Origin of the sequence: Aliiroseovarius sp. YM-037 (assembly GCF_048060095.1) — a bacterium.
GTDB lineage: Bacteria > Pseudomonadota > Alphaproteobacteria > Rhodobacterales > Rhodobacteraceae > JBLUOA01.
The window spans coordinates 55,384-72,500 of record NZ_JBLUOA010000003.1 but is presented as its reverse complement, the minus strand read 5'-3'; the positions used below and the strand labels follow the sequence as shown (position 1 = coordinate 72,500).

At 59.6% G+C, this 17,117-nt stretch carries 16 protein-coding genes; 7 read left to right on the top strand and 9 right to left on the bottom strand.

The features are described 5' to 3' along the window. Positions 1–278: 278 nt before the first annotated feature. From msrQ to ACEWPJ_RS13520, 3 genes are all read right to left on the bottom strand, one after another. Positions 279–890, bottom strand: a complete 612-nt coding sequence (msrQ, locus tag ACEWPJ_RS13530; protein ID WP_416513641.1) for a protein-methionine-sulfoxide reductase heme-binding subunit MsrQ — start codon at positions 888–890, stop codon at positions 279–281. A gap of 32 nt (positions 891–922) precedes the next feature. Next, positions 923–1,843 (bottom strand): protein-methionine-sulfoxide reductase catalytic subunit MsrP, encoded by a 921-nt coding sequence (msrP, locus tag ACEWPJ_RS13525; RefSeq protein ID WP_416513640.1) that lies wholly within the window; start codon positions 1,841–1,843, stop codon positions 923–925. Positions 1,844–1,913: 70 nt separating this feature from the next. After that, positions 1,914–3,365 (bottom strand): FMN-binding glutamate synthase family protein, encoded by a 1,452-nt coding sequence (locus tag ACEWPJ_RS13520; protein WP_416513860.1) that lies wholly within the window; start codon positions 3,363–3,365, stop codon positions 1,914–1,916. 189 nt (positions 3,366–3,554) lie between these two features. On the opposite strand from ACEWPJ_RS13520, the gene ACEWPJ_RS13515 reads away from it, so the two are divergent. Both ACEWPJ_RS13515 and ACEWPJ_RS13510 read left to right on the top strand, forming a co-directional pair. Next, positions 3,555–4,028, top strand: a complete 474-nt coding sequence (locus tag ACEWPJ_RS13515; RefSeq protein WP_416513639.1) for a fasciclin domain-containing protein — start codon at positions 3,555–3,557, stop codon at positions 4,026–4,028. Positions 4,029–4,101: 73 nt separating this feature from the next. Further along, a complete protein-coding gene (locus tag ACEWPJ_RS13510; protein ID WP_416513638.1) occupies positions 4,102–4,593 on the top strand; it encodes a fasciclin domain-containing protein in 492 nt (163 codons plus the stop codon). Between the two features lie 57 nt (positions 4,594–4,650). Here the strand turns inward: ACEWPJ_RS13510 and clpB are convergent, their stop codons facing one another. Beyond that, on the bottom strand, positions 4,651–7,266 hold the full coding sequence (gene clpB, locus ACEWPJ_RS13505; protein ID WP_416513637.1) for an ATP-dependent chaperone ClpB: 2,616 nt from the start codon (positions 7,264–7,266) through the stop codon (positions 4,651–4,653). Positions 7,267–7,481: 215 nt separating this feature from the next. Here clpB and ACEWPJ_RS13500 point away from each other — a divergent pair, with 215 nt between their 5' ends. Both ACEWPJ_RS13500 and pyrF read left to right on the top strand, forming a co-directional pair. Next, positions 7,482–7,775 carry a hypothetical protein gene (locus ACEWPJ_RS13500; RefSeq protein WP_416513636.1) on the top strand — a complete coding sequence of 98 codons (294 nt, stop codon included), beginning with the start codon at positions 7,482–7,484 and terminating at the stop codon, positions 7,773–7,775. A gap of 109 nt (positions 7,776–7,884) precedes the next feature. Continuing rightward, on the top strand, positions 7,885–8,580 hold the full coding sequence (gene pyrF, locus ACEWPJ_RS13495) for an orotidine-5'-phosphate decarboxylase (RefSeq protein WP_416513635.1): 696 nt from the start codon (positions 7,885–7,887) through the stop codon (positions 8,578–8,580). On the opposite strand, the gene ACEWPJ_RS13490 is transcribed toward pyrF, so the two are convergent. From ACEWPJ_RS13490 to ACEWPJ_RS13480, 3 genes are read right to left on the bottom strand one after another with little or no spacing between them, the layout of a single operon-like run. Beyond that, positions 8,577–8,843, bottom strand: coding sequence for a hypothetical protein (locus ACEWPJ_RS13490; RefSeq protein WP_416513634.1), 267 nt, complete (start codon positions 8,841–8,843; stop codon positions 8,577–8,579). The genes pyrF and ACEWPJ_RS13490 overlap by 4 nt on opposite strands. Before the next feature lie 24 nt (positions 8,844–8,867). Further along, positions 8,868–9,152 (bottom strand): NfeD family protein, encoded by a 285-nt coding sequence (locus ACEWPJ_RS13485; protein ID WP_416513633.1) that lies wholly within the window; start codon positions 9,150–9,152, stop codon positions 8,868–8,870. After that, positions 9,152–10,045: an SPFH domain-containing protein gene (locus tag ACEWPJ_RS13480; RefSeq protein WP_416513632.1), complete on the bottom strand. Its 894-nt coding sequence runs from the start codon at positions 10,043–10,045 to the stop codon at positions 9,152–9,154. The genes ACEWPJ_RS13485 and ACEWPJ_RS13480 overlap by 1 nt, the downstream gene beginning before the upstream one ends. Before the next feature lie 145 nt (positions 10,046–10,190). On the opposite strand from ACEWPJ_RS13480, the gene ACEWPJ_RS13475 reads away from it, so the two are divergent. Together ACEWPJ_RS13475 and ACEWPJ_RS13470 are read left to right on the top strand one after the other, a co-directional pair. After that, entirely contained in the window at positions 10,191–11,444 is a 1,254-nt protein-coding gene (locus ACEWPJ_RS13475; protein ID WP_416513631.1) for a DNA polymerase IV, read from the top strand. A 75-nt stretch (positions 11,445–11,519) separates the two neighbouring features. After that, on the top strand, positions 11,520–11,912 hold the full coding sequence (locus tag ACEWPJ_RS13470) for a DUF3775 domain-containing protein (RefSeq protein ID WP_416513630.1): 393 nt from the start codon (positions 11,520–11,522) through the stop codon (positions 11,910–11,912). A gap of 4 nt (positions 11,913–11,916) precedes the next feature. Here the strand turns inward: ACEWPJ_RS13470 and ACEWPJ_RS13465 are convergent, their stop codons facing one another. Both ACEWPJ_RS13465 and ACEWPJ_RS13460 read right to left on the bottom strand, forming a co-directional pair. Beyond that, positions 11,917–13,065 (bottom strand): saccharopine dehydrogenase family protein, encoded by a 1,149-nt coding sequence (locus ACEWPJ_RS13465; RefSeq protein WP_416513629.1) that lies wholly within the window; start codon positions 13,063–13,065, stop codon positions 11,917–11,919. Between the two features lie 9 nt (positions 13,066–13,074). Beyond that, complete coding sequence (locus ACEWPJ_RS13460; protein ID WP_416513628.1) at positions 13,075–14,124, bottom strand: saccharopine dehydrogenase; 1,050 nt, start codon at positions 14,122–14,124, stop codon at positions 13,075–13,077. 204 nt (positions 14,125–14,328) lie between these two features. On the opposite strand from ACEWPJ_RS13460, the gene fdhF reads away from it, so the two are divergent. Beyond that, positions 14,329–17,106 (top strand): formate dehydrogenase subunit alpha, encoded by a 2,778-nt coding sequence (gene fdhF, locus ACEWPJ_RS13455; protein ID WP_416513627.1) that lies wholly within the window; start codon positions 14,329–14,331, stop codon positions 17,104–17,106. Positions 17,107–17,117 lie beyond the last annotated feature (11 nt).

Here is a 17,117-nt window from a genome sequence, read left to right as displayed (position 1 = left end):
TTCCCTATGTTTTAGGGGGTTTAGGGAAATGATCGAAATGAAAGGCCGGGTTTTCGCGCAATAATTTTAGCCCCGCCTACGCTGATTTCGGCCCGATACGGCGGTTATCCACAGACTCACCACCCCAAAAACCTGAATCACACGCCCCGAACCGCCGATTCACGGCCCGAGTCGGGGTTTCAGATGCGATTCACTCTACACGACTCCTGCGAATATTTCATGACAACCGCCAAAAACCCGAGGAAACGGCCCTGATCTGAGGGAAAGCACGCGACTCGTCAGGCGCGACTCGCTTCTCTCGTCATTCTGAGTCGGATTCGAAGCGCCAGCAGCGCCAGAACCACAGCCAAATAGATGAAGGGTTCGACCTGCCAGCCCTTCACGACCATTACAAAGTGAATCGCCCCTATGGGAATCGCGAGGTAGGTCAGACGATGTAGCTTGCGCCACTTCACCGGGCCAAGCTTGCGGACCGACCAGTTGTTCGAGGTCAGCGCCAGCGGCAGTAGCAACAGAAACCCGGCCATGCCAATCGTAATGTAGGGCCGCTTCAGAATGTCGGCCCAGATCTGCCCCCACAGTAATTGAATGTCCAACAGCAGCCAGACCAGCAGATGCGCCAATATATAGAAGAAGGCGACCACCCCGATCGGACGGCGGAACTTCACTATATTAATGCCAGTGAATTTTCGTAACGGAGTGACGGCGAGGCCGACCACTAGAAACTGCAAGCCCAACTCTCCCAGCCGGTGTTCCATCACCTTGACCGGATCGACACCGAGCGCGCCGGTGAAAAGCTGGATCACCAGCCAGACGAACGGAATCGCCCCGACGATATAAAGCGTCCACGCTGGCACGCGGCGAAGGCTATTGTTGAGTCCGCTTACCATTCAGGTGGCCACACTCGTTTCCGGTGCGTCGATCAAAACTGCTCTGCCAGATCCATGTCGGCATAAAGGTCGGCAACGTATTCGCCGTAGCCGTTGAATTTCTGCGTCGGCTGGCGTTTTGCGAAGAAGCCACCGATCAGTCGCTCGCTGGCTTGGCTCCAACGCGGATGATCCACCTCGGGGTTCACATTACTATAGAAGCCATATTCGCGCGGGTTCTGCATGTTCCATGTCGCGGGTGGTTCTTCTTCGGTCAGGGTGATGCGGACAATCGACTTGATCGACTTGAAGCCATATTTCCACGGCACGACCAGACGGATCGGCGCACCGTTCTGGTTCGGCATCTCCTCCCCATAAAGACCGGTCGCGAGGATCGTCAGCGGGTTCATCGCCTCGTCCAGTCGCAGCCCCTCGCGGTAGGGCCAGTCGAGAACGGCGCTGCGCTGGCCGACCATCTCTTCCGGCCGGACCAGAGTTTCAAAGGCGACGTATTTGGCAGACGGCTGAACACCAACACGATTCAACAGATGAGACAGCTCAAACCCGACCCACGGAATGACCATCGCCCAAGCCTCAACACAGCGGAAACGGTAGATGCGCTCTTCCATCGTGACGCCTTGGGTCAGGTCGGCCAGATCATAGTTGCCCGGCTTACCCACCAGACCGTCGATCTGCACGCTCCACGGATCGGTGGTCAGCGCGGCGGCATAGCGGGCAGGATCACCCTTACCTGTCCCGAACTCATAAAAGTTGTTGTAGGCGGTGATATCTTCCAGACTGTTCGGCTCCGCATCGGTCGAATATGGGCTGGGCACCGTTTCAATCGCCCCAAACGCCGGCCCCGCAATCGCCCCAAGCCCAAGCGCCCCGGCCCCCATCATCAACTGCCGCCGATTCATGTAGTCTGCATTGGGCGTCACGTCGGACCATTTCAGATCGGGTTTAAAGCGCATGTGGGTTCCTCCGGGATGTGCGTTCACATTTGCCTAAGGCAGGCCCGGAACCAAGCCAAACCAACTTTCCTCACGATATTGTTGGGTCACTGTAATGTGGGTAAAGTTCGTCCATCTGGCAGGATCGTCCGTCGTTCTGAACCAGCCTGACATGCTTACGCTCGATCAGGCGGGGTTCGGCGACACCGACCGAATGGGCGATCATCTCAACCTCTTTGATAACGCCTTTCGCGTAGCGGGCGACCTTTTCGAACTTGTCCTCGACCACCAGTCCTTTTTGCAGCCGCGCATCATGGGTCGTGATCCCGGTTGGGCAGGTGTTCCGATTGCACTTCATCGCCTGAATGCAGCCGAGACTGAACATGAAGCCGCGGGCCGACGTCACGAAATCCGCACCCGCCGCAAGTGCCCAGGCGATGTCACCCGGATTGACCAGCTTACCGGACGCAATCAGCCGGATACGGTCGCGCAGCCCGTGCCGTGCCCTCAGATCCGCGACGAGGGGCAGCGCCTCGCGGATCGGCATACCGACGAGGTCCATCAGCGGCATGGGCGATGCACCAGTGCCACCTTCGCCGCCGTCAATCGTGATAAAATCGGGGGCGGACTCTGCGCCACGCTCAGTCACCTCGGAAAACAGCGCGTCGAGCGGTTCAATCGCGCCAACCACCGTCTTTATGCCAACGGGCTTTCCCGTCACGTCTCTGATGTGTCCGATAAGGTCGAGCAGATCGCCCCAATCATCGACCTCCAGATGCCGGTTCGGCGAAATACTGTCATGGCCTTCGGGAATACCCCGGATCGCCGCAATCTCTGCACTAACTTTCGCTCCGGGAAGGATGCCGCCCTTGCCGGGTTTCGCGCCTTGGGCAAGCTTCACCTCAAACATCCGAACGTTTTCATGGGCGGCCACCGCGCCTAGCCGTTCATCCGACAGCGCGCCGGTTTCATCACGCACGCCGTATTTCGCAGTGCCGATCTGAAAGACAACATCGCAGCCGCCTTCCAGATGGAACGGGCTTAGCCCACCCTCGCCCGTATTCATCCAAATCCCGGCCTTCGCCGCGCCCCGGCTCAATGCCTGAACCGCCGGGCGCGACAGCGCGCCAAAGCTCATCCCTGAGATGTTGAAGATCGACGGCGCGTCGTAGGGCTGTTTCGCGCCGGGGCCAATCCGTAGCGGGGCCGTTTTGGCGAATTGGTCATCCAACGGCGGGAAGGCCGCGTTAACGAATAGCGGCGTGCCGGGGATCGACAGGTTTCGGGTCGATCCAAAGGCAACGGTGTTCCCCATCCCTTCCGACGCGCGATTGACCCAGTCGCGCTGCGCCCGGTTGAACGGCAACTCCTCCCGATCCATGGCAAAGAAATACTGTCGGAAAAATTCGCCCAGTTCCGTGAACAGATGCCGGAACCGCCCGATCACCGGATAGTTTCGCCGGATCGCATCCGCAGTCTGTGTGCGGTCGATTACGAAAAAGATCAACGCGACCGCCAGAACCACGGCGACAACAACAGCCATCACAAGCGCGAAGGTCTGCAAGATATAGCCCGCGAACTCCATAGCTTTCATATTTCATGCTTCCTTTCGCATTGGTTCGGCTCAGCCGGTTTTCGCCACATGCGAAATCATCAGTGATCCAAATTCTCGGGTCTACCGTAATCCCATCATCGTGCCACTCAAGGCACTTTCACTTCACGGGAGATCACTATGCTTCGCAGAACTTTCCTCGCACTCACGACCTCTGTTGCCCTTGCCGGGCCGTCCTTCGCGGATGGACATTCCAAAGATATCGTCGACACGGCGGTTGAAGCAGGCACCTTCACCACCCTCGTCGCAGCGGTCGAAGCTGCCGGCCTAGTCGAAACGCTGAAGGGCGAAGGCCCGTTCACCGTCTTCGCCCCGACGGATGAGGCATTCGCCGCCCTTCCCGAAGGCACCGTTGAAGGTCTGCTGGCCGACACCGAAGCGCTGACCGCCGTCCTGACTTACCACGTTGTGCCGGGCAAAGTGATGTCGGGCGATTTGTCTGACGGCATGATGGCCGCGACGGTCAATGGCGGCGAAGTTATGATCGGCACCGAAGGCGGAGTCACCGTCGACGGCGCGAATGTCACCGCCGCAGATATCGAGGCGTCGAACGGCGTGATCCACGTGATCGATGCTGTGATCCTGCCGAAATAAACCACCACTCAAGAAACGGGGCGCGGTGATCAACGCCGCGCCCTCTACTATCCCCCAACAAGGAGAAATTCATATGAACCGTCGCTTTGCACTCAAGGCATTTGCCGCCTCCGGCCTCGTCGCCGCCATCGCAGCCTGTACCCCGATGACCAGCCAGCCGGATATCGTCGATATCGCAGCCTCTAGCGATCAATTCTCGACACTTGTCGCCGCCGTCACCGCCGCCGATCTGGTTGATACGTTGAAAAGTGACGGACCGTTCACCGTCTTCGCCCCAACAAACGCAGCTTTCGCAGCCTTGCCCGCTGGCACCGTCGACACACTGCTACTGCCTGAAAACAAGGATCAGCTTGTGAAAGTTCTGACCTATCACGTTGTTCCGGGGGCTGTGACGTCCGACCAATTGGCAGGCCAGCGGTTGGATGTCGAAACGGTTCAGGGCCAATCCGTTCACGTCAACGGAACGCACGGTGTCCGGGTCAACAATGCCACGGTAACGCAAGCCGACATCATTGCATCAAACGGCGTGATCCATCGGATCGACAAGGTCTTGTTGCCGAAGTAATCCTCACCACTCCGACAACGAGAGAGGGCCGACGATGCGTCGGCCCTCATTCATTTGTTAGTGCAGAATAGCGTCATCCGGCGGTATCCGGGTCGAACTGCTGACCCGATCACCGACGATCAACCCGTCAGACCCGGCGGTGACCGGAAGGGTATCGCCCTCCGAAATCTCGCCGCCAAGGATCATCTCAGCCAGACGGTCCTGCAGGCTGCGCTGGATCACCCGTTTCAACGGACGTGCACCGAACACCGGATCATACCCTTCATCGGCAAGCCACTTGCGGGCGCCATCATCCAGTTCAATCGCGATGTTCCGCGCAGCAAGCCGCTTGGTCAGACGCGCCAGCTGGATCGTGACGATACCATCCATATCCTCGCGGCTGAGGCGATCAAAGATGATCGTCTCGTCGAGACGGTTCAGGAACTCTGGCCGGAAATGCGCGCGCACGGCGTCCATCACATTGCGCTTGGCTTCTGCGGCATCCGCACCGTCCGGCAGTTGGCTTAGCGCCTGACTGCCAAGATTCGACGTCAGCACGATCAGTGTCTGCTTGAAATCAACCTTCCGGCCCTGACCGTCAGTCAGCACACCATCGTCAAGAACCTGCAACAGCACGTTAAAGACATCGGGGTGCGCCTTTTCGACCTCGTCGAACAGAACGACCTGATAGGGCCGCCGCCGCACCGCTTCGGTCAGCACGCCGCCTTCGTCATAACCGACATAGCCCGGAGGAGCGCCGATCAAACGCGCGACCGCGTGTTTCTCCATGAACTCACTCATGTCGATCCGCACCATCGCGTTGTCGTCGTCAAACAGATACTCCGCAACAGCTTTGGTCAGCTCAGTCTTACCGACACCGGTCGGCCCAAGGAATAGGAACGACCCAAGCGGGCGGTTCTCGTCATTGAGGCCAGCACGCGCACGGCGCACTGCGTTTGACACGGCGATCACGGCGGATTTCTGACCGATCACGCGCTTGCCAAGCTCTTCCTCCATCCGAAGCAGCTTTTCACGCTCACCTTCCAGCATCTTCGATGTTGGAATCCCGGTCCAGCGTTCAACGACGCTCGCGATCTGCTCTGGCCGCACGGCTTCGGATACCATCTTGGCGTCTTCCAGCTCTTCCGCGTCCTCCAGCTTTTTCTCAAGCTCCGGGATCACGCCGTAAGACAGCTCCCCAGCCTTTGCCAGATTGCCTTCGCGCTTCGCATGATCCAGCTCGATCCGCGCCCGGTCCAACTGTTCCTTCAGGTCACGGGCACTGGCGAGCTTGTCCCGCTCCGCCTGCCACTGCGCCGTCATCTCCGACGATTTTTCCTGAAGATCGGACAGTTCTTTTTCAAGTTTGCCCAGTCGATCTTTCGACGCCCTGTCGTCTTCTTTCTTCAAGGCTTCCGCTTCGATCTGCTTTTGCAGGATCTCACGGTCCAGCGCGTCGAGCTCTTCGGGCTTGGAGTCTACTTCCATCCGCAGCCTGCTGGCGGCTTCGTCCATCAGGTCGATCGCCTTGTCCGGCAGGAACCGGTCGGTGATATAGCGATGGCTGAGCGTCGCCGCAGCAACAAGGGCCGAATCCGCGATCCGCACACCGTGGTGCAGTTCGTATTTTTCCTTGATGCCGCGCAGGATCGAAACCGTGTCCTCGACCGTCGGCTCCTCGATCACGAGCGGTTGGAACCGACGGGCAAGCGCGGCGTCCTTTTCGACATGCTTGCGATATTCATCAAGCGTCGTCGCGCCGACGCAGTGCAATTCGCCCCGCGCCAAAGCCGGCTTCAGCAGGTTCGACGCGTCCATGGCGCCGTCCGTCTTGCCAGCACCGACAAGCGTGTGCATCTCGTCAATGAACAGGATGATTTCGCCTGCGGCAGTGGTCACTTCGGACAGCACGGCCTTAAGCCGCTCCTCGAACTCCCCACGATATTTCGCGCCGGCGATCAGCGCGCCCATATCCAGCGCCATCAGCTTCTTGTTGCGCAGGGATTCCGGCACATCGCCATTGACGATCCGCAGGGCAAGGCCCTCGGCGATCGCCGTTTTACCGACGCCGGGTTCACCGATCAGAACTGGGTTGTTCTTGGTACGGCGAGACAACACTTGCATCGCGCGGCGAATTTCCTCGTCGCGACCGATGATTGGGTCGATTTTGCCTTCTTCAGCCGCTTCGGTCAGGTCGCGCGCGTATTTCTTCAGCGCGTCATAGCCTTCTTCGGCCGACGCGGTATCCGCCGTCCGGCCTTTACGCACATCGTTGATCGCCGCATTCAGCGTTTGCGCCGTGACCGCGCCCGCATCAAGGGCGTCCTTGGCTTTTGACCGCACGACGGCAAGCGCCGTCAAAATACGCTCAACCGGGACAAAGCTGTCACCAGCCTTCTTGGCCAGCTTCTGTGCTTCGTCCAACACTTTGACGGTTTGGCCATCCATATAGATCTGGCCCGCGTCACCCGAAACTTTCGCGATTTTCGACAGCGCCAGATCGACGGCTTCAACGACACGTTCAGGCGCACCGCCCGCACGTTTGATGAGGTTGGAGGCCAACCCTTGTTCGTCGTCCATCAAGGCTTTGAGCAGATGCTCCGGGCCCAACCGCTGGTGGTCTTCCCGTTGCGCAATTGTCTGGGCCGCCTGCAAAAAACCACGCGACCGCTCCGTGAACTTCTCCATGTCCATCGGCAGTTCTCCTTCTTAAAGCGTCCCGCATATCGGGTGCCCGCCAGGCAGCACACCCCCTCTGGGACCTTGCTTATCAGATGGGTTTTGCGCTGGTCCGGTTCAAGATAATGCGCCGGTTTTCCTCACATCCGGGAACTTTTCCGTGAATCGGGGGTTAAACGCTCACAGAAGACCCAAGTTATCCACAGGCCCTGTAGATAAGTGAGGCGATCATGAGACACGAGCAGATCCAGATTTCTGATGTTGAATATAACCCGGCGCGGTCCGCGTTTGAGGCGACGATTTCCATTCATGATGCAAGCGGAACGACGCGCTATCCCTGTTCGTTGCCCGCGCCGCTGAACGCGTCGTTTGAAACCGTAACGCGGGGACTGGTTGCGCGCGCCAAGCAACGCCACCGCAAGAACCTGCCCGGCCTGAGATCCCGGATCGCGGACCAAACGGCAAAGCGTGCCGCGCTGACCGCCGACGCGATCCTGAACATGATCGTGAAACGCGCGGCCTAGGTCGCGCGCGGCAAACACAACAGCGGCGCTCATCGTTAAAGGCTTCGGCCTTGCCGCCCGCGATGCCCCGCTTTAAGAGGTGCGTGATCCGAACCAAGGAAGCCGCCTCATGTCTGATGACCGCCTGATTGTCGCGCTTGACGTCCCCGACGCCCTGTCCGGCCTGCAACTCGCCAGCCAACTTGGCGATGCCGTCAGCTTCTACAAGATCGGTCTTGGAATGTTGACGGGCGGCGGGCTTGCCCTTGCCAATGAACTGAAATCAGATCACGGCAAGCGTATCTTTCTCGACATGAAGCTTTTTGACATCGGCGCGACAGTGGCCGCTGCGGTGCGCGGGCTTGCGCAATTCGATCTGGATTTTCTGACCGTCCACGGCGACCCCCATGTGGTGCGCGCGGCGCAAGACGGAAAAGGCGCGTCGGATATGAAAATCCTCGCCGTGACGGTATTGACATCGCTTGATCGCGGCGATCTTGATGACGCGCTTATCAAAAAGGGTGCGCTCGATGATCTGGTGCTTGAACGCGCCGGAAATGCCTTTGCAGCAGGGGCCGACGGTGTCATCGCCTCCCCCCAAGAAGCGGCGGCGATCCGGGCCCTGCCTGAATCCGACGGTAGGCTGATCGTGACGCCGGGGGTGCGGCCAACGGGTGCCGACAAGGGCGATCAAAAGCGGATTACGACGCCGGGGGATGCGATCCGAAACGGTTCGGATCATATCGTCGTGGGGCGCCCGATCTGGCAATCCGAAGACCCGCGCGCCGCCGCCGAAGCGGTCGTGGCAGAGCTTTCAGCGGCCTAAAGCCCGCCGCCCAAGGTGCGTTTGCATGTTTCCGGCGGCTTTCCTGTCCGGCTGTAGGCGACGACATTGCAGGTTTCGCACCTGTATTCCTCAAATCCGCCTTTACCACGACCCGCCGACTCCCATCGGCAGGGGCGTTTTCGCATCAGCCGATCCATAAACGGATCGAGCTTGTTCGACATCTCATTCCGCGCGCGGTCGCGGCCCCAGTTCCACCAGATGAACCCGATCACCGCCAGGGCCAGGCCAATCAGAATTGGCATAGCGCACCTTTGCTGACTGCCGCGTCAGTCTTCATTGATGTCCTTGTCCCAATATTTAACCTGACCCTTCCGCACACCGAATATCTGCCGCAGCGCCAGCCACGCGACCAGAGAGCATACGGCGAACACGACCAGCGTTATCGGCAGCGATCCCGCCAGCCAGATCGCCAGCGGTCCGCCGATGAGGAAGATCAAGCCGACAACGCCTGCACCGATCGCAAATCCAAGGAACAGGAAGGCCGGGACGAGAATTTCGAGTATCCCGAGGACAAGGGCGATTGCCATCCAGACCCACCAAAGCACCCACATCACTTGGCACCTTTCAAAAGCGTGAACGCATCAGCGAACGCATCAAGGGCGCTTGACGGAAGCAGGATGGTTTGCTTGCCATCGCCCTGCCCGACCGCTGTCAACGCTTCGACCTGTTTCAGGGCAACCTGATACTGGGCCGCTTCCAGTCCGTTTTCCTTGATCGCCTTCGCAACAACGCCGGTTGCGTAGGCTTCGGCATCGGCTGAGATGCGGCGGGCCTTCGCCTCTTGCTCAGCCGCATAAAGTTCCGCGTCGGCGGCCAGTTCGACCGCGCGTCGCGTGCCTTCAGCCTCGGTCACTTGCGCCCGGCGGGCACGTTCCGCGTTCAACTGCTGAAGCATCGCCTGACGGGTCTGTTCATCAAGGTTCACGTCGAGGATTTCGGCGCGTGTCACTTCGATCCCCCAGTCATCGACTGCATCCGCGACCTGTTGCTTGATCCGAGAGATAAGCTGCTGCCGGTTCGACTGCACTTCATCCAACTCCATCTCACCGATGCCGGATCGAACGATCCCGGCCACGGTCGTGGCAATCGCCGCATCAACGTCGCGGATTCGATAGACTGTCTTCTCCGGCTCAAGAATACGGTAGAAAACACTGGTTTCGACCTGAACAAGCACGTTGTCCGAGGTGATCGCATCCTGACTGGCCGTCGGAAGCTGGCGTTCAAGGATCGACACCTTGTGCCGCACCCGATCCAGAAACGGTACGATGAAATTGATACCCGGCCCAAGCACAGAGCGCAGACGGCCAAAGCGCTCGACCACATATTTTTCGGATTGCGGGACAATCCGAACCCCAAGCAGGACGCAAAGGATAATAAAAACGGCGAGAAGCACCCAAACGATGTTGCTGCTCAGTAATTCAAGGAGAAGATCGGAGTTGTTCATATTTTGCCTCTGAGAAAGTTGCCGCTGTTATAGAGGACGTTCTGCCCGCCAAGAAGTGCCAAACGCACGCCGGATAAACCTATGCGCGAAGTGTAGGTTTTCTGCATCCATTGTGCAGGCGCGGAACGCGGCGTAGTTTGCCCCCATGCCCGCCCTCTGCACCAATTGCCTGACGACATTTGACCCGACACCGCGCTGCCCGGATTGCGGATCGCCCCGCGTCGTCGCGCATGACGAATTGTTCAGCCTTTCCATCGCGCATATGGACTGTGACGCGTTCTATGCGTCGGTTGAAAAGCGCGACAATCCTGAACTGCGGGATAAGCCTGTCATCATCGGTGGCGGCAAGCGCGGCGTGGTGTCCACCGCCTGTTATATCGCGCGGATCAAGGGCGTGCGGTCCGCAATGCCGATGTTCCAGGCCAACAAGCTATGCCCCGAGGCGGTTGTGCTGAAGGGCCGGATGGATGTCTATGTTGAGGTGTCGCGGCACGTCCGCAAATTGATGGAAGAACTGACCCCCGCCATCGAACCCCTATCGCTTGACGAAGCGTTCCTCGACCTCTCCGGCACCGAAAAACTGCATGGCGTGCCACCGGCGGTCATGCTTGCGCGGCTGGTGAAGCGTATGAAAGACGAAATTGGCATTACCGGGTCAATCGGCCTGTCGCATAACAAGTTTCTGGCGAAAGTCGCGTCAGACCTCGACAAACCGCGCGGGTTTTCGGTGATTGGCAAGACGGAAACTGCGGATTTCCTGCGCGACAAGCCTGTCCGCCTGATCTGGGGCATCGGTCCGGCGGCGCAGGTGTCGCTGAACAACGCAGGCATACGAACATTTGCGGACTTGCTGCGTTGGGACGAAACCGACCTGACCGCCCGGTTTGGGTCTATGGGGTCGCGGTTGTGGCACCTCGCACGGGGTCAGGATGTGCGGCGTGTGTCGGCCCATACACCCGTCAAAAGTATCTCCAAGGAAACCACGTTCTTTGAGGATACCGGCGATCCCGATCTGCTGGATGGGCATCTGTGGCGATTGTCGGAACAGGTGGCGGATCGGGCGAAGGCACGACAACTCGCCGGGCGCGTCGTGACGCTAAAGCTGAAGCGCGCGAATTTCACGGCGTTATCGCGGCGCCAAAGCCTGCCGGACTCCACCCAGATGGCCGACCGGATCTACCGCACCGCCCGCGATCTGTTTCACCCCGTCGAAGGCGAAGGGCCGTTCCGCCTGATCGGTGTCGGAATCAGTAATCTGTTGCCCGAGGATGGCGCAGATACGGCGGGTGATCTGCTTGACCCCGATGCGGGCAAACGGGCGGATGTCGAACGCGCCTCTGACGCGATCCGCAAGCGCTTTGGAAAGGACGCGATCCTGAAAGGTCGGGCGCTGCGATAACCCATAGGGCTTGTAACCCGGCGCGATGGGGCGCAACATTGCAACGGTAACGACAGACAAAAGGGAAGCGGTAAGATGCTTGAAATCAGCCCAAAGAAGGTTGCACAGGTCATTGTTCGCGCACGTGAATTCGACGCAAAAGTGGCCCGGTGGGACGGACCCGGCGACAGCAAGGAATCAGATACGATCCTTGAAAGCCGGACCAGCGACGCGACAGAGCAAGAGCTGCGCGCCTTTATCGAAGGGCTGAACGATGACGAAAAAGCAAGCCTCGTTGCGATCATGTGGATTGGGCGGGATACGTTCGACGCCGATGATCTGGCCGAGGCGATAGAAACGGCCAAGCATGAGGCGAATGCCCCGACCGAAGACTACCTTCTCGGTATTCCGCTATTGTCAGATTACCTTGAAGACGGGCTCGACTCGCTGGGGATTTCGGTTGAGGACGCTGAAAAGGGCATCCTCTGAACGTCTAGCTCTCTGACAGATGATCGACGACGCGAAGGTGCTGGGCCAAAACATCGACTTCGCCCAGCCATTTCGCAACCAAGCGCGGATCAGACGGTGCGGCATGGACCCCGACCGCGATTTCCCGATCCATAACCGCCTTCACGGCGAGCGAGACCGGAACTGACACCAGCCGCGCCATCGCAGTGCCACGCGCATCCCCCCAGGCGTCCATTGCGTAGGTCTTGTGGTAAACGGCGGTTCCGTCCGCCTCGGCCTTCAGCTCCACGCACATGATGACGCGATCAGGGTCATCTTCGTCATAGGCATTGTCGCGCCAGAAGGCATCCGACATTTCGCGCAACCGAGTATCGCCACCTTCGCCGTCGAGTGTTTCAATCTCCGCAAACACGTCTTGCCACGCGTCGGCCCAACCGTTTAGGCGAAGCGTGCCGCGGACAAATTCTTTAACCTGCCATTCGTCGCCAAAGCCGTATTCCGCCATGAACGGCAGGCTGTCGCGGTTCGGATAGACCTCAAAGGTCTCCGGCGGATCGATCGGGGCGGCGTAGCTGCTGATCGCGTCCCACGGACGGGCAATGTCCATCTGCGTGTAGTCGCGGATTGAGCGTGAGGGCGATTTCAACGCTTTCAGAACACCAAGCGGCGACCAACTGAACTTGTATCGAAACGCGTTCGGGATCTTCGGCACACCACCGCAGTAAGACCGGAAGGTGATCGCATTATCCGCCCGGTAGCTGCTTAAGCCGCGGTAATCCGCAACCAGCCAATGCGCCATCAGGTGATCGATGCCGGGGTCAAGCCCGACCTCGTTCATCAACACAACGCCAGCGTCGCGGGCCGCCTGATCCAGCGCGCGCATCTCGGGTGAGATGTAGCTTGAGCTGACAAAATGCGCACCACGTGCAATGGCAAGTCGGGCCAGTGGAACGTGGAAATCCCCCGACAACATCGACACGATCACATCGCCTGCCGAAAGTGCATCGTTCAAGCCGTCGGCGGTGAAAGGTTCGATCCAGTCCGTCAGATCGCCCACCGCGTCCTGCGCTGTTTCAACGGTGCGGTTCCAAACCTCAACATCCTCCCCCGCTTCGATAAGTCGTCTAAGGCCGGGGATCGCGGACAGTCCGGTACCGCACCAATGGATCGTCATGGCGAATCCTCACACAGAGTTGGAGTGAATGTCGAACTGCTCTTTCGCCCGCGCCCAGACGCCAGCGTCGAGCGCATCGAGCGTCAGAAGCGATGGCAGCAGTTGGTCCGCGTAATCCTCCGACGCCTCGACCGGTAGCATCGACGGCAGGTTATCAATCGCCGCTACATCCAGCGGCGGGGCGTCGTGGACGCGCAAGGCGGGGTCTTCCCACGTTGTCGTCCGATCATAGACCTTGATAGGAGAAAACGCGCTGTCGGGATCGCAGGCGATATCGCCGATTACGGCCAGGCGGCGCGGGTCCGTCGGGGCGCTTGCAGGAACGAAAACCGGCGTGCCGGGAGCGGCGAAAATGCAGTTGAGGAATATATCGTGGTCGAGGATTTCCGGGAAAGGCCCGCCTGAGGCCGTTTCCGCCATGTCCCATTTCGTAACCGCGACCCCCAAAGCATTGCAGAGGTCCGATGCCCCAGTGCCGACCCGGCCCAACGCGCCGATCACGATGGCATTGGGTGGCGACAACTGTTCAAGATCATTCGAAAGATCGACCAAAAGCGCGTCTTTGCCTTGATAGACTCCGACCGGCCCACAAATCCCGCCACGCTGCTGCGCAGCCCAGCATTTCAGTGCAACCGCAGCGCCAGCAAAGCCCGCCCAGTAGCCAAAGGCGGCAACCCGGCGGCCATTCTGATCGACGAGGTATTCGAGGTCGTAAAGCACTCCGCCACCAGCCTTGAAGCGGCGCAAAAGCTCTTGCCCTGTGGGTTGACCCTTGAAGGCGTGTCCGAACATGATGTGTTTGTGGGTGAGGGGAATGCCGTCTTCGGGCAGCTCTTTCAGGCCGAAGATAATCGCGTCATCCGGCGCATTAGGCCAGCTGTTCTCTGGCGCGATTTCGCACCCGGCGTCGCGATAACCGTCAATGGGAATTGCCCGGACGGAGCTTTCTTCGACCGTCACCTGAAGACCCTTCGCGATCAGCGCCGCCGCGCCCTTCGGCGTCAGGCCGACCCGTTCTTCGTTTGCCCGCTGTTCGGCGCGAACCCATAGATGTGTCATCTGCGAAAGCTCCCTTTCAGGCGATCAATAGGCAATTGCTGTGCGTGTGGAAAGGACGGGAGCCTCCGGCGGGAGTATTTTTCGGCAAGATGAAGCCGGGGGCGTTGAAAAGCCTGTGGCGCAAATGGACGTTTGCCTGTCGCCTCCGGGGGCTTCGCAAGGGCGCAGGCATGGTCTAACCTAACCGCGATAAGGGAGTTTCCGATGGCCGATACGATCCGCTTCACGCTTGATGGCGAACCTGCCGAGGCCGCGCCTGGCCAAACGATCTGGGAGGTCGCGCATGGCCGTGGGCTGGTGATCCCGCATCTGTGCCACAAACCGCAGCCCGGCTATCGCCCCGACGGCAACTGCCGCGCCTGCATGGTTGAGATTGAGGGCGAGCGTGTATTGGCGGCGTCTTGCATTCGAGAGCCGAGCGAGGGGATGGTCGTCACCTCAAACTCAGCCCGTGCCAAGGGCGCGCGCAAGATGGTGATGGAGATGCTTGTCGCCGATCAGCCCGCGCCGGATGTATCGCACGACAAGTCGAGCCATCTTTGGGACATGGCCGCGATGCAAGGCGTCAGCGAAAGCCGGTTCCCGAAGTTGGAAGAAGGGCGCATTCCGCTGCTGGATGACAGCCACGTCGCGATGAACGTGAATCTGGATGCCTGTATCCAGTGCGGGCTTTGCGTGCGGGCCTGTCGCGAGGTTCAGGTCAATGACGTGATCGGGATGGCCGGTCGGGGGCATGATGCGTATCCGGTGTTCGATATCTCCGATCCGATGGGCGACAGCACCTGCGTCGCTTGCGGCGAGTGTGTGCAGGCGTGCCCGACCGGCGCGCTGATGCCAGCAACAGTGGTTGACGCCGCGCAGGTTGGCGACAGCGCGGATTATGACCGAGAGGTCGATAGCGTTTGCCCGTTCTGTGGGGTTGGCTGTCAGGTCAGCCTCAAGGTCAAGGACGACAAGATCAAATATGTGGAAGGTATCAATGGCCCGGCGAATGAAGGACGGCTGTGTGTGAAAGGTCGCTTTGGCTTTGATTACATCCATCACGCGCACCGCCTGACCAAACCGATGATCCGGCGCGAGGATGCTCCGCCGAAGGGACTGAATGTTGATCCAGCGGATTTGTCGACCCATTTTCGCGAGGCAACTTGGGACGAGGCGCTTGAGGCCGCGGCGGGCGGCATGGCGAAACTAGCGCAGGCGCATGGCGGCAAGGCGGTCGCCGGATTCGGGTCCGCAAAATGCACGAACGAGGAAGCCTATCTGTTTCAGAAGATGATCCGGCAAGCGTTTCGCCATAACAACGTCGATCACTGCACCCGGCTTTGCCACGCGTCCTCTGTTGCGGCGCTGATTGAAAACGTCGGCTCGGGCGCCGTGACTGCGACCTTTAACGAAATCGAGAACGCGGATGTTGCCATCGTCATCGGCGCGAACCCGGTTGAAAACCACCCCGTCGCCGCGACCTATTTCAAGCAGTTCACTAAGCGCGGCGGCAAGCTGATCGTGATGGACCCGCGCGGCGTCGGGCTACGCCGGTTCTCCCGCCACATGCTGCAATTCCGCCCCGGCGCGGACGTGTCGATGCTGAACGCGATCATGCACGTCATTGTCGAAGAAGGGCTCTACGATCAACAATATATCGACGCCTACACCGAAAACTGGGAGGCGGAGAAAGCGCATCTGACGGGCTTCAGCCCCGAAAAGATGGAAGATATCTGCGGCATCAAGGCGGATGTGCTGCGCGACGTTGCCCGCACCTTTGCAACCGCGAAATCCGCGATGATTTTCTGGGGCATGGGTGTCAGCCAGCATATCCACGGCACGGACAATTCGCGCTGCCTGATCTCTCTTGCGCTGATGTGTGGCCATGTCGGGCGACCCGGCACCGGGCTTCATCCGTTGCGCGGCCAGAACAACGTGCAGGGCGCAAGCGACGCGGGCCTGATCCCGATGTTCCTGCCGGATTACCAAAGCGTAATGGATGACGGCATCCGCAAGGCGTTTACCGATGTCTGGGGCAGCGATGATTTCTCAGCCGAAAAGGGGCTGACGGTGACGGAGATCGTCGATGACATTCACGCAGGCAACACGAAGTCGATGTATATTCTGGGTGAAAACCCGGCAATGTCCGATCCCGATGTCGACCACGCGCGCGAAGCATTCGCAAAGCTTGAGCATCTGGTCGTGCAGGACATCTTTTTGACCGAAACCGCAAACTATGCGGATGTCATTCTGCCAGCGTCTACGCTTTATGAGAAAAGCGGGACGGTTTCGAATACCAATCGGCAGGTGCAGATGGTGCGCCCCGCCGTCGCCCCTCCGGGCGAGGCGCGGGAGGATTGGCAGATCACCACCGACATCGCCAATCGACTGGGGCTTGGCTGGACCTATACCCACCCGCGAGAGGTTTTCGCGGAAATGGCCCTCAACATGAAAAGCCTCGACAATATCACGTGGGAACGGCTGGAGGGTGAAGCTGTGACTTACCCGTCGCTGTCCCCGGAAGATCCCGGTCAGGCGGTGGTGTTCGGCGATGGCTTCCCCCGCCCTGAAGGCCGCGCAAAATTCACCCCCGCCGCGATCATACCGCCGGACGAGGCACCGGATGCGGATTATCCGATGATTATGACAACGGGCCGCCAGTTGGAACATTGGCATACGGGGTCGATGACCCGCCGCGCCAAGGTGCTGGACGCGGTCGAACCGGAAGCAAACTGTTCGATGCACCCATCCACATTGCGAACCCTTGGGGTTGAGCCCGGCGACATGGTGCGTCTGACCACCCGGCGCGGAAGCATCGAAATCATGGCCCGTGCCGACCGCGCGATTGCGCCGGATATGGTCTTTGTTCCCTTCGCCTATGTTGAAGCCGCGGCCAACGTCCTGACGAACCCCGCAGTCGACCCATACGGCAAGATACCGGAGTTCAAATTCGCTGCGGTCAAGATCGAACCCGTGACGGACAATATCGCTGCGGAATAGCGGCGGCGATT

Bases quoted from the DNA above. Each gene is read 5' to 3' on its own strand.
- msrQ (WP_416513641.1), bottom strand. From the start codon at position 890: ATGGTAAGCGGACTCAACAATAGCCTTCGCCGCGTGCCAGCGTGGACG.
- msrP (WP_416513640.1), bottom strand. From the start codon at position 1,843: ATGCGCTTTAAACCCGATCTGAAATGGTCCGACGTGACGCCCAATGCA.
- ACEWPJ_RS13520 (WP_416513860.1), bottom strand. From the start codon at position 3,365: ATGGCTGTTGTTGTCGCCGTGGTTCTGGCGGTCGCGTTGATCTTTTTC.
- ACEWPJ_RS13515 (WP_416513639.1), top strand. From the start codon at position 3,555: ATGCTTCGCAGAACTTTCCTCGCACTCACGACCTCTGTTGCCCTTGCC.
- ACEWPJ_RS13510 (WP_416513638.1), top strand. From the start codon at position 4,102: ATGAACCGTCGCTTTGCACTCAAGGCATTTGCCGCCTCCGGCCTCGTC.
- clpB (WP_416513637.1), bottom strand. From the start codon at position 7,266: ATGGACATGGAGAAGTTCACGGAGCGGTCGCGTGGTTTTTTGCAGGCG.
- ACEWPJ_RS13500 (WP_416513636.1), top strand. From the start codon at position 7,482: ATGAGACACGAGCAGATCCAGATTTCTGATGTTGAATATAACCCGGCG.
- pyrF (WP_416513635.1), top strand. From the start codon at position 7,885: ATGTCTGATGACCGCCTGATTGTCGCGCTTGACGTCCCCGACGCCCTG.
- ACEWPJ_RS13490 (WP_416513634.1), bottom strand. From the start codon at position 8,843: ATGCCAATTCTGATTGGCCTGGCCCTGGCGGTGATCGGGTTCATCTGG.
- ACEWPJ_RS13485 (WP_416513633.1), bottom strand. From the start codon at position 9,152: ATGTGGGTGCTTTGGTGGGTCTGGATGGCAATCGCCCTTGTCCTCGGG.
- ACEWPJ_RS13480 (WP_416513632.1), bottom strand. From the start codon at position 10,045: ATGAACAACTCCGATCTTCTCCTTGAATTACTGAGCAGCAACATCGTT.
- ACEWPJ_RS13475 (WP_416513631.1), top strand. From the start codon at position 10,191: ATGCCCGCCCTCTGCACCAATTGCCTGACGACATTTGACCCGACACCG.
- ACEWPJ_RS13470 (WP_416513630.1), top strand. From the start codon at position 11,520: ATGCTTGAAATCAGCCCAAAGAAGGTTGCACAGGTCATTGTTCGCGCA.
- ACEWPJ_RS13465 (WP_416513629.1), bottom strand. From the start codon at position 13,065: ATGACGATCCATTGGTGCGGTACCGGACTGTCCGCGATCCCCGGCCTT.
- ACEWPJ_RS13460 (WP_416513628.1), bottom strand. From the start codon at position 14,124: ATGACACATCTATGGGTTCGCGCCGAACAGCGGGCAAACGAAGAACGG.
- fdhF (WP_416513627.1), top strand. From the start codon at position 14,329: ATGGCCGATACGATCCGCTTCACGCTTGATGGCGAACCTGCCGAGGCC.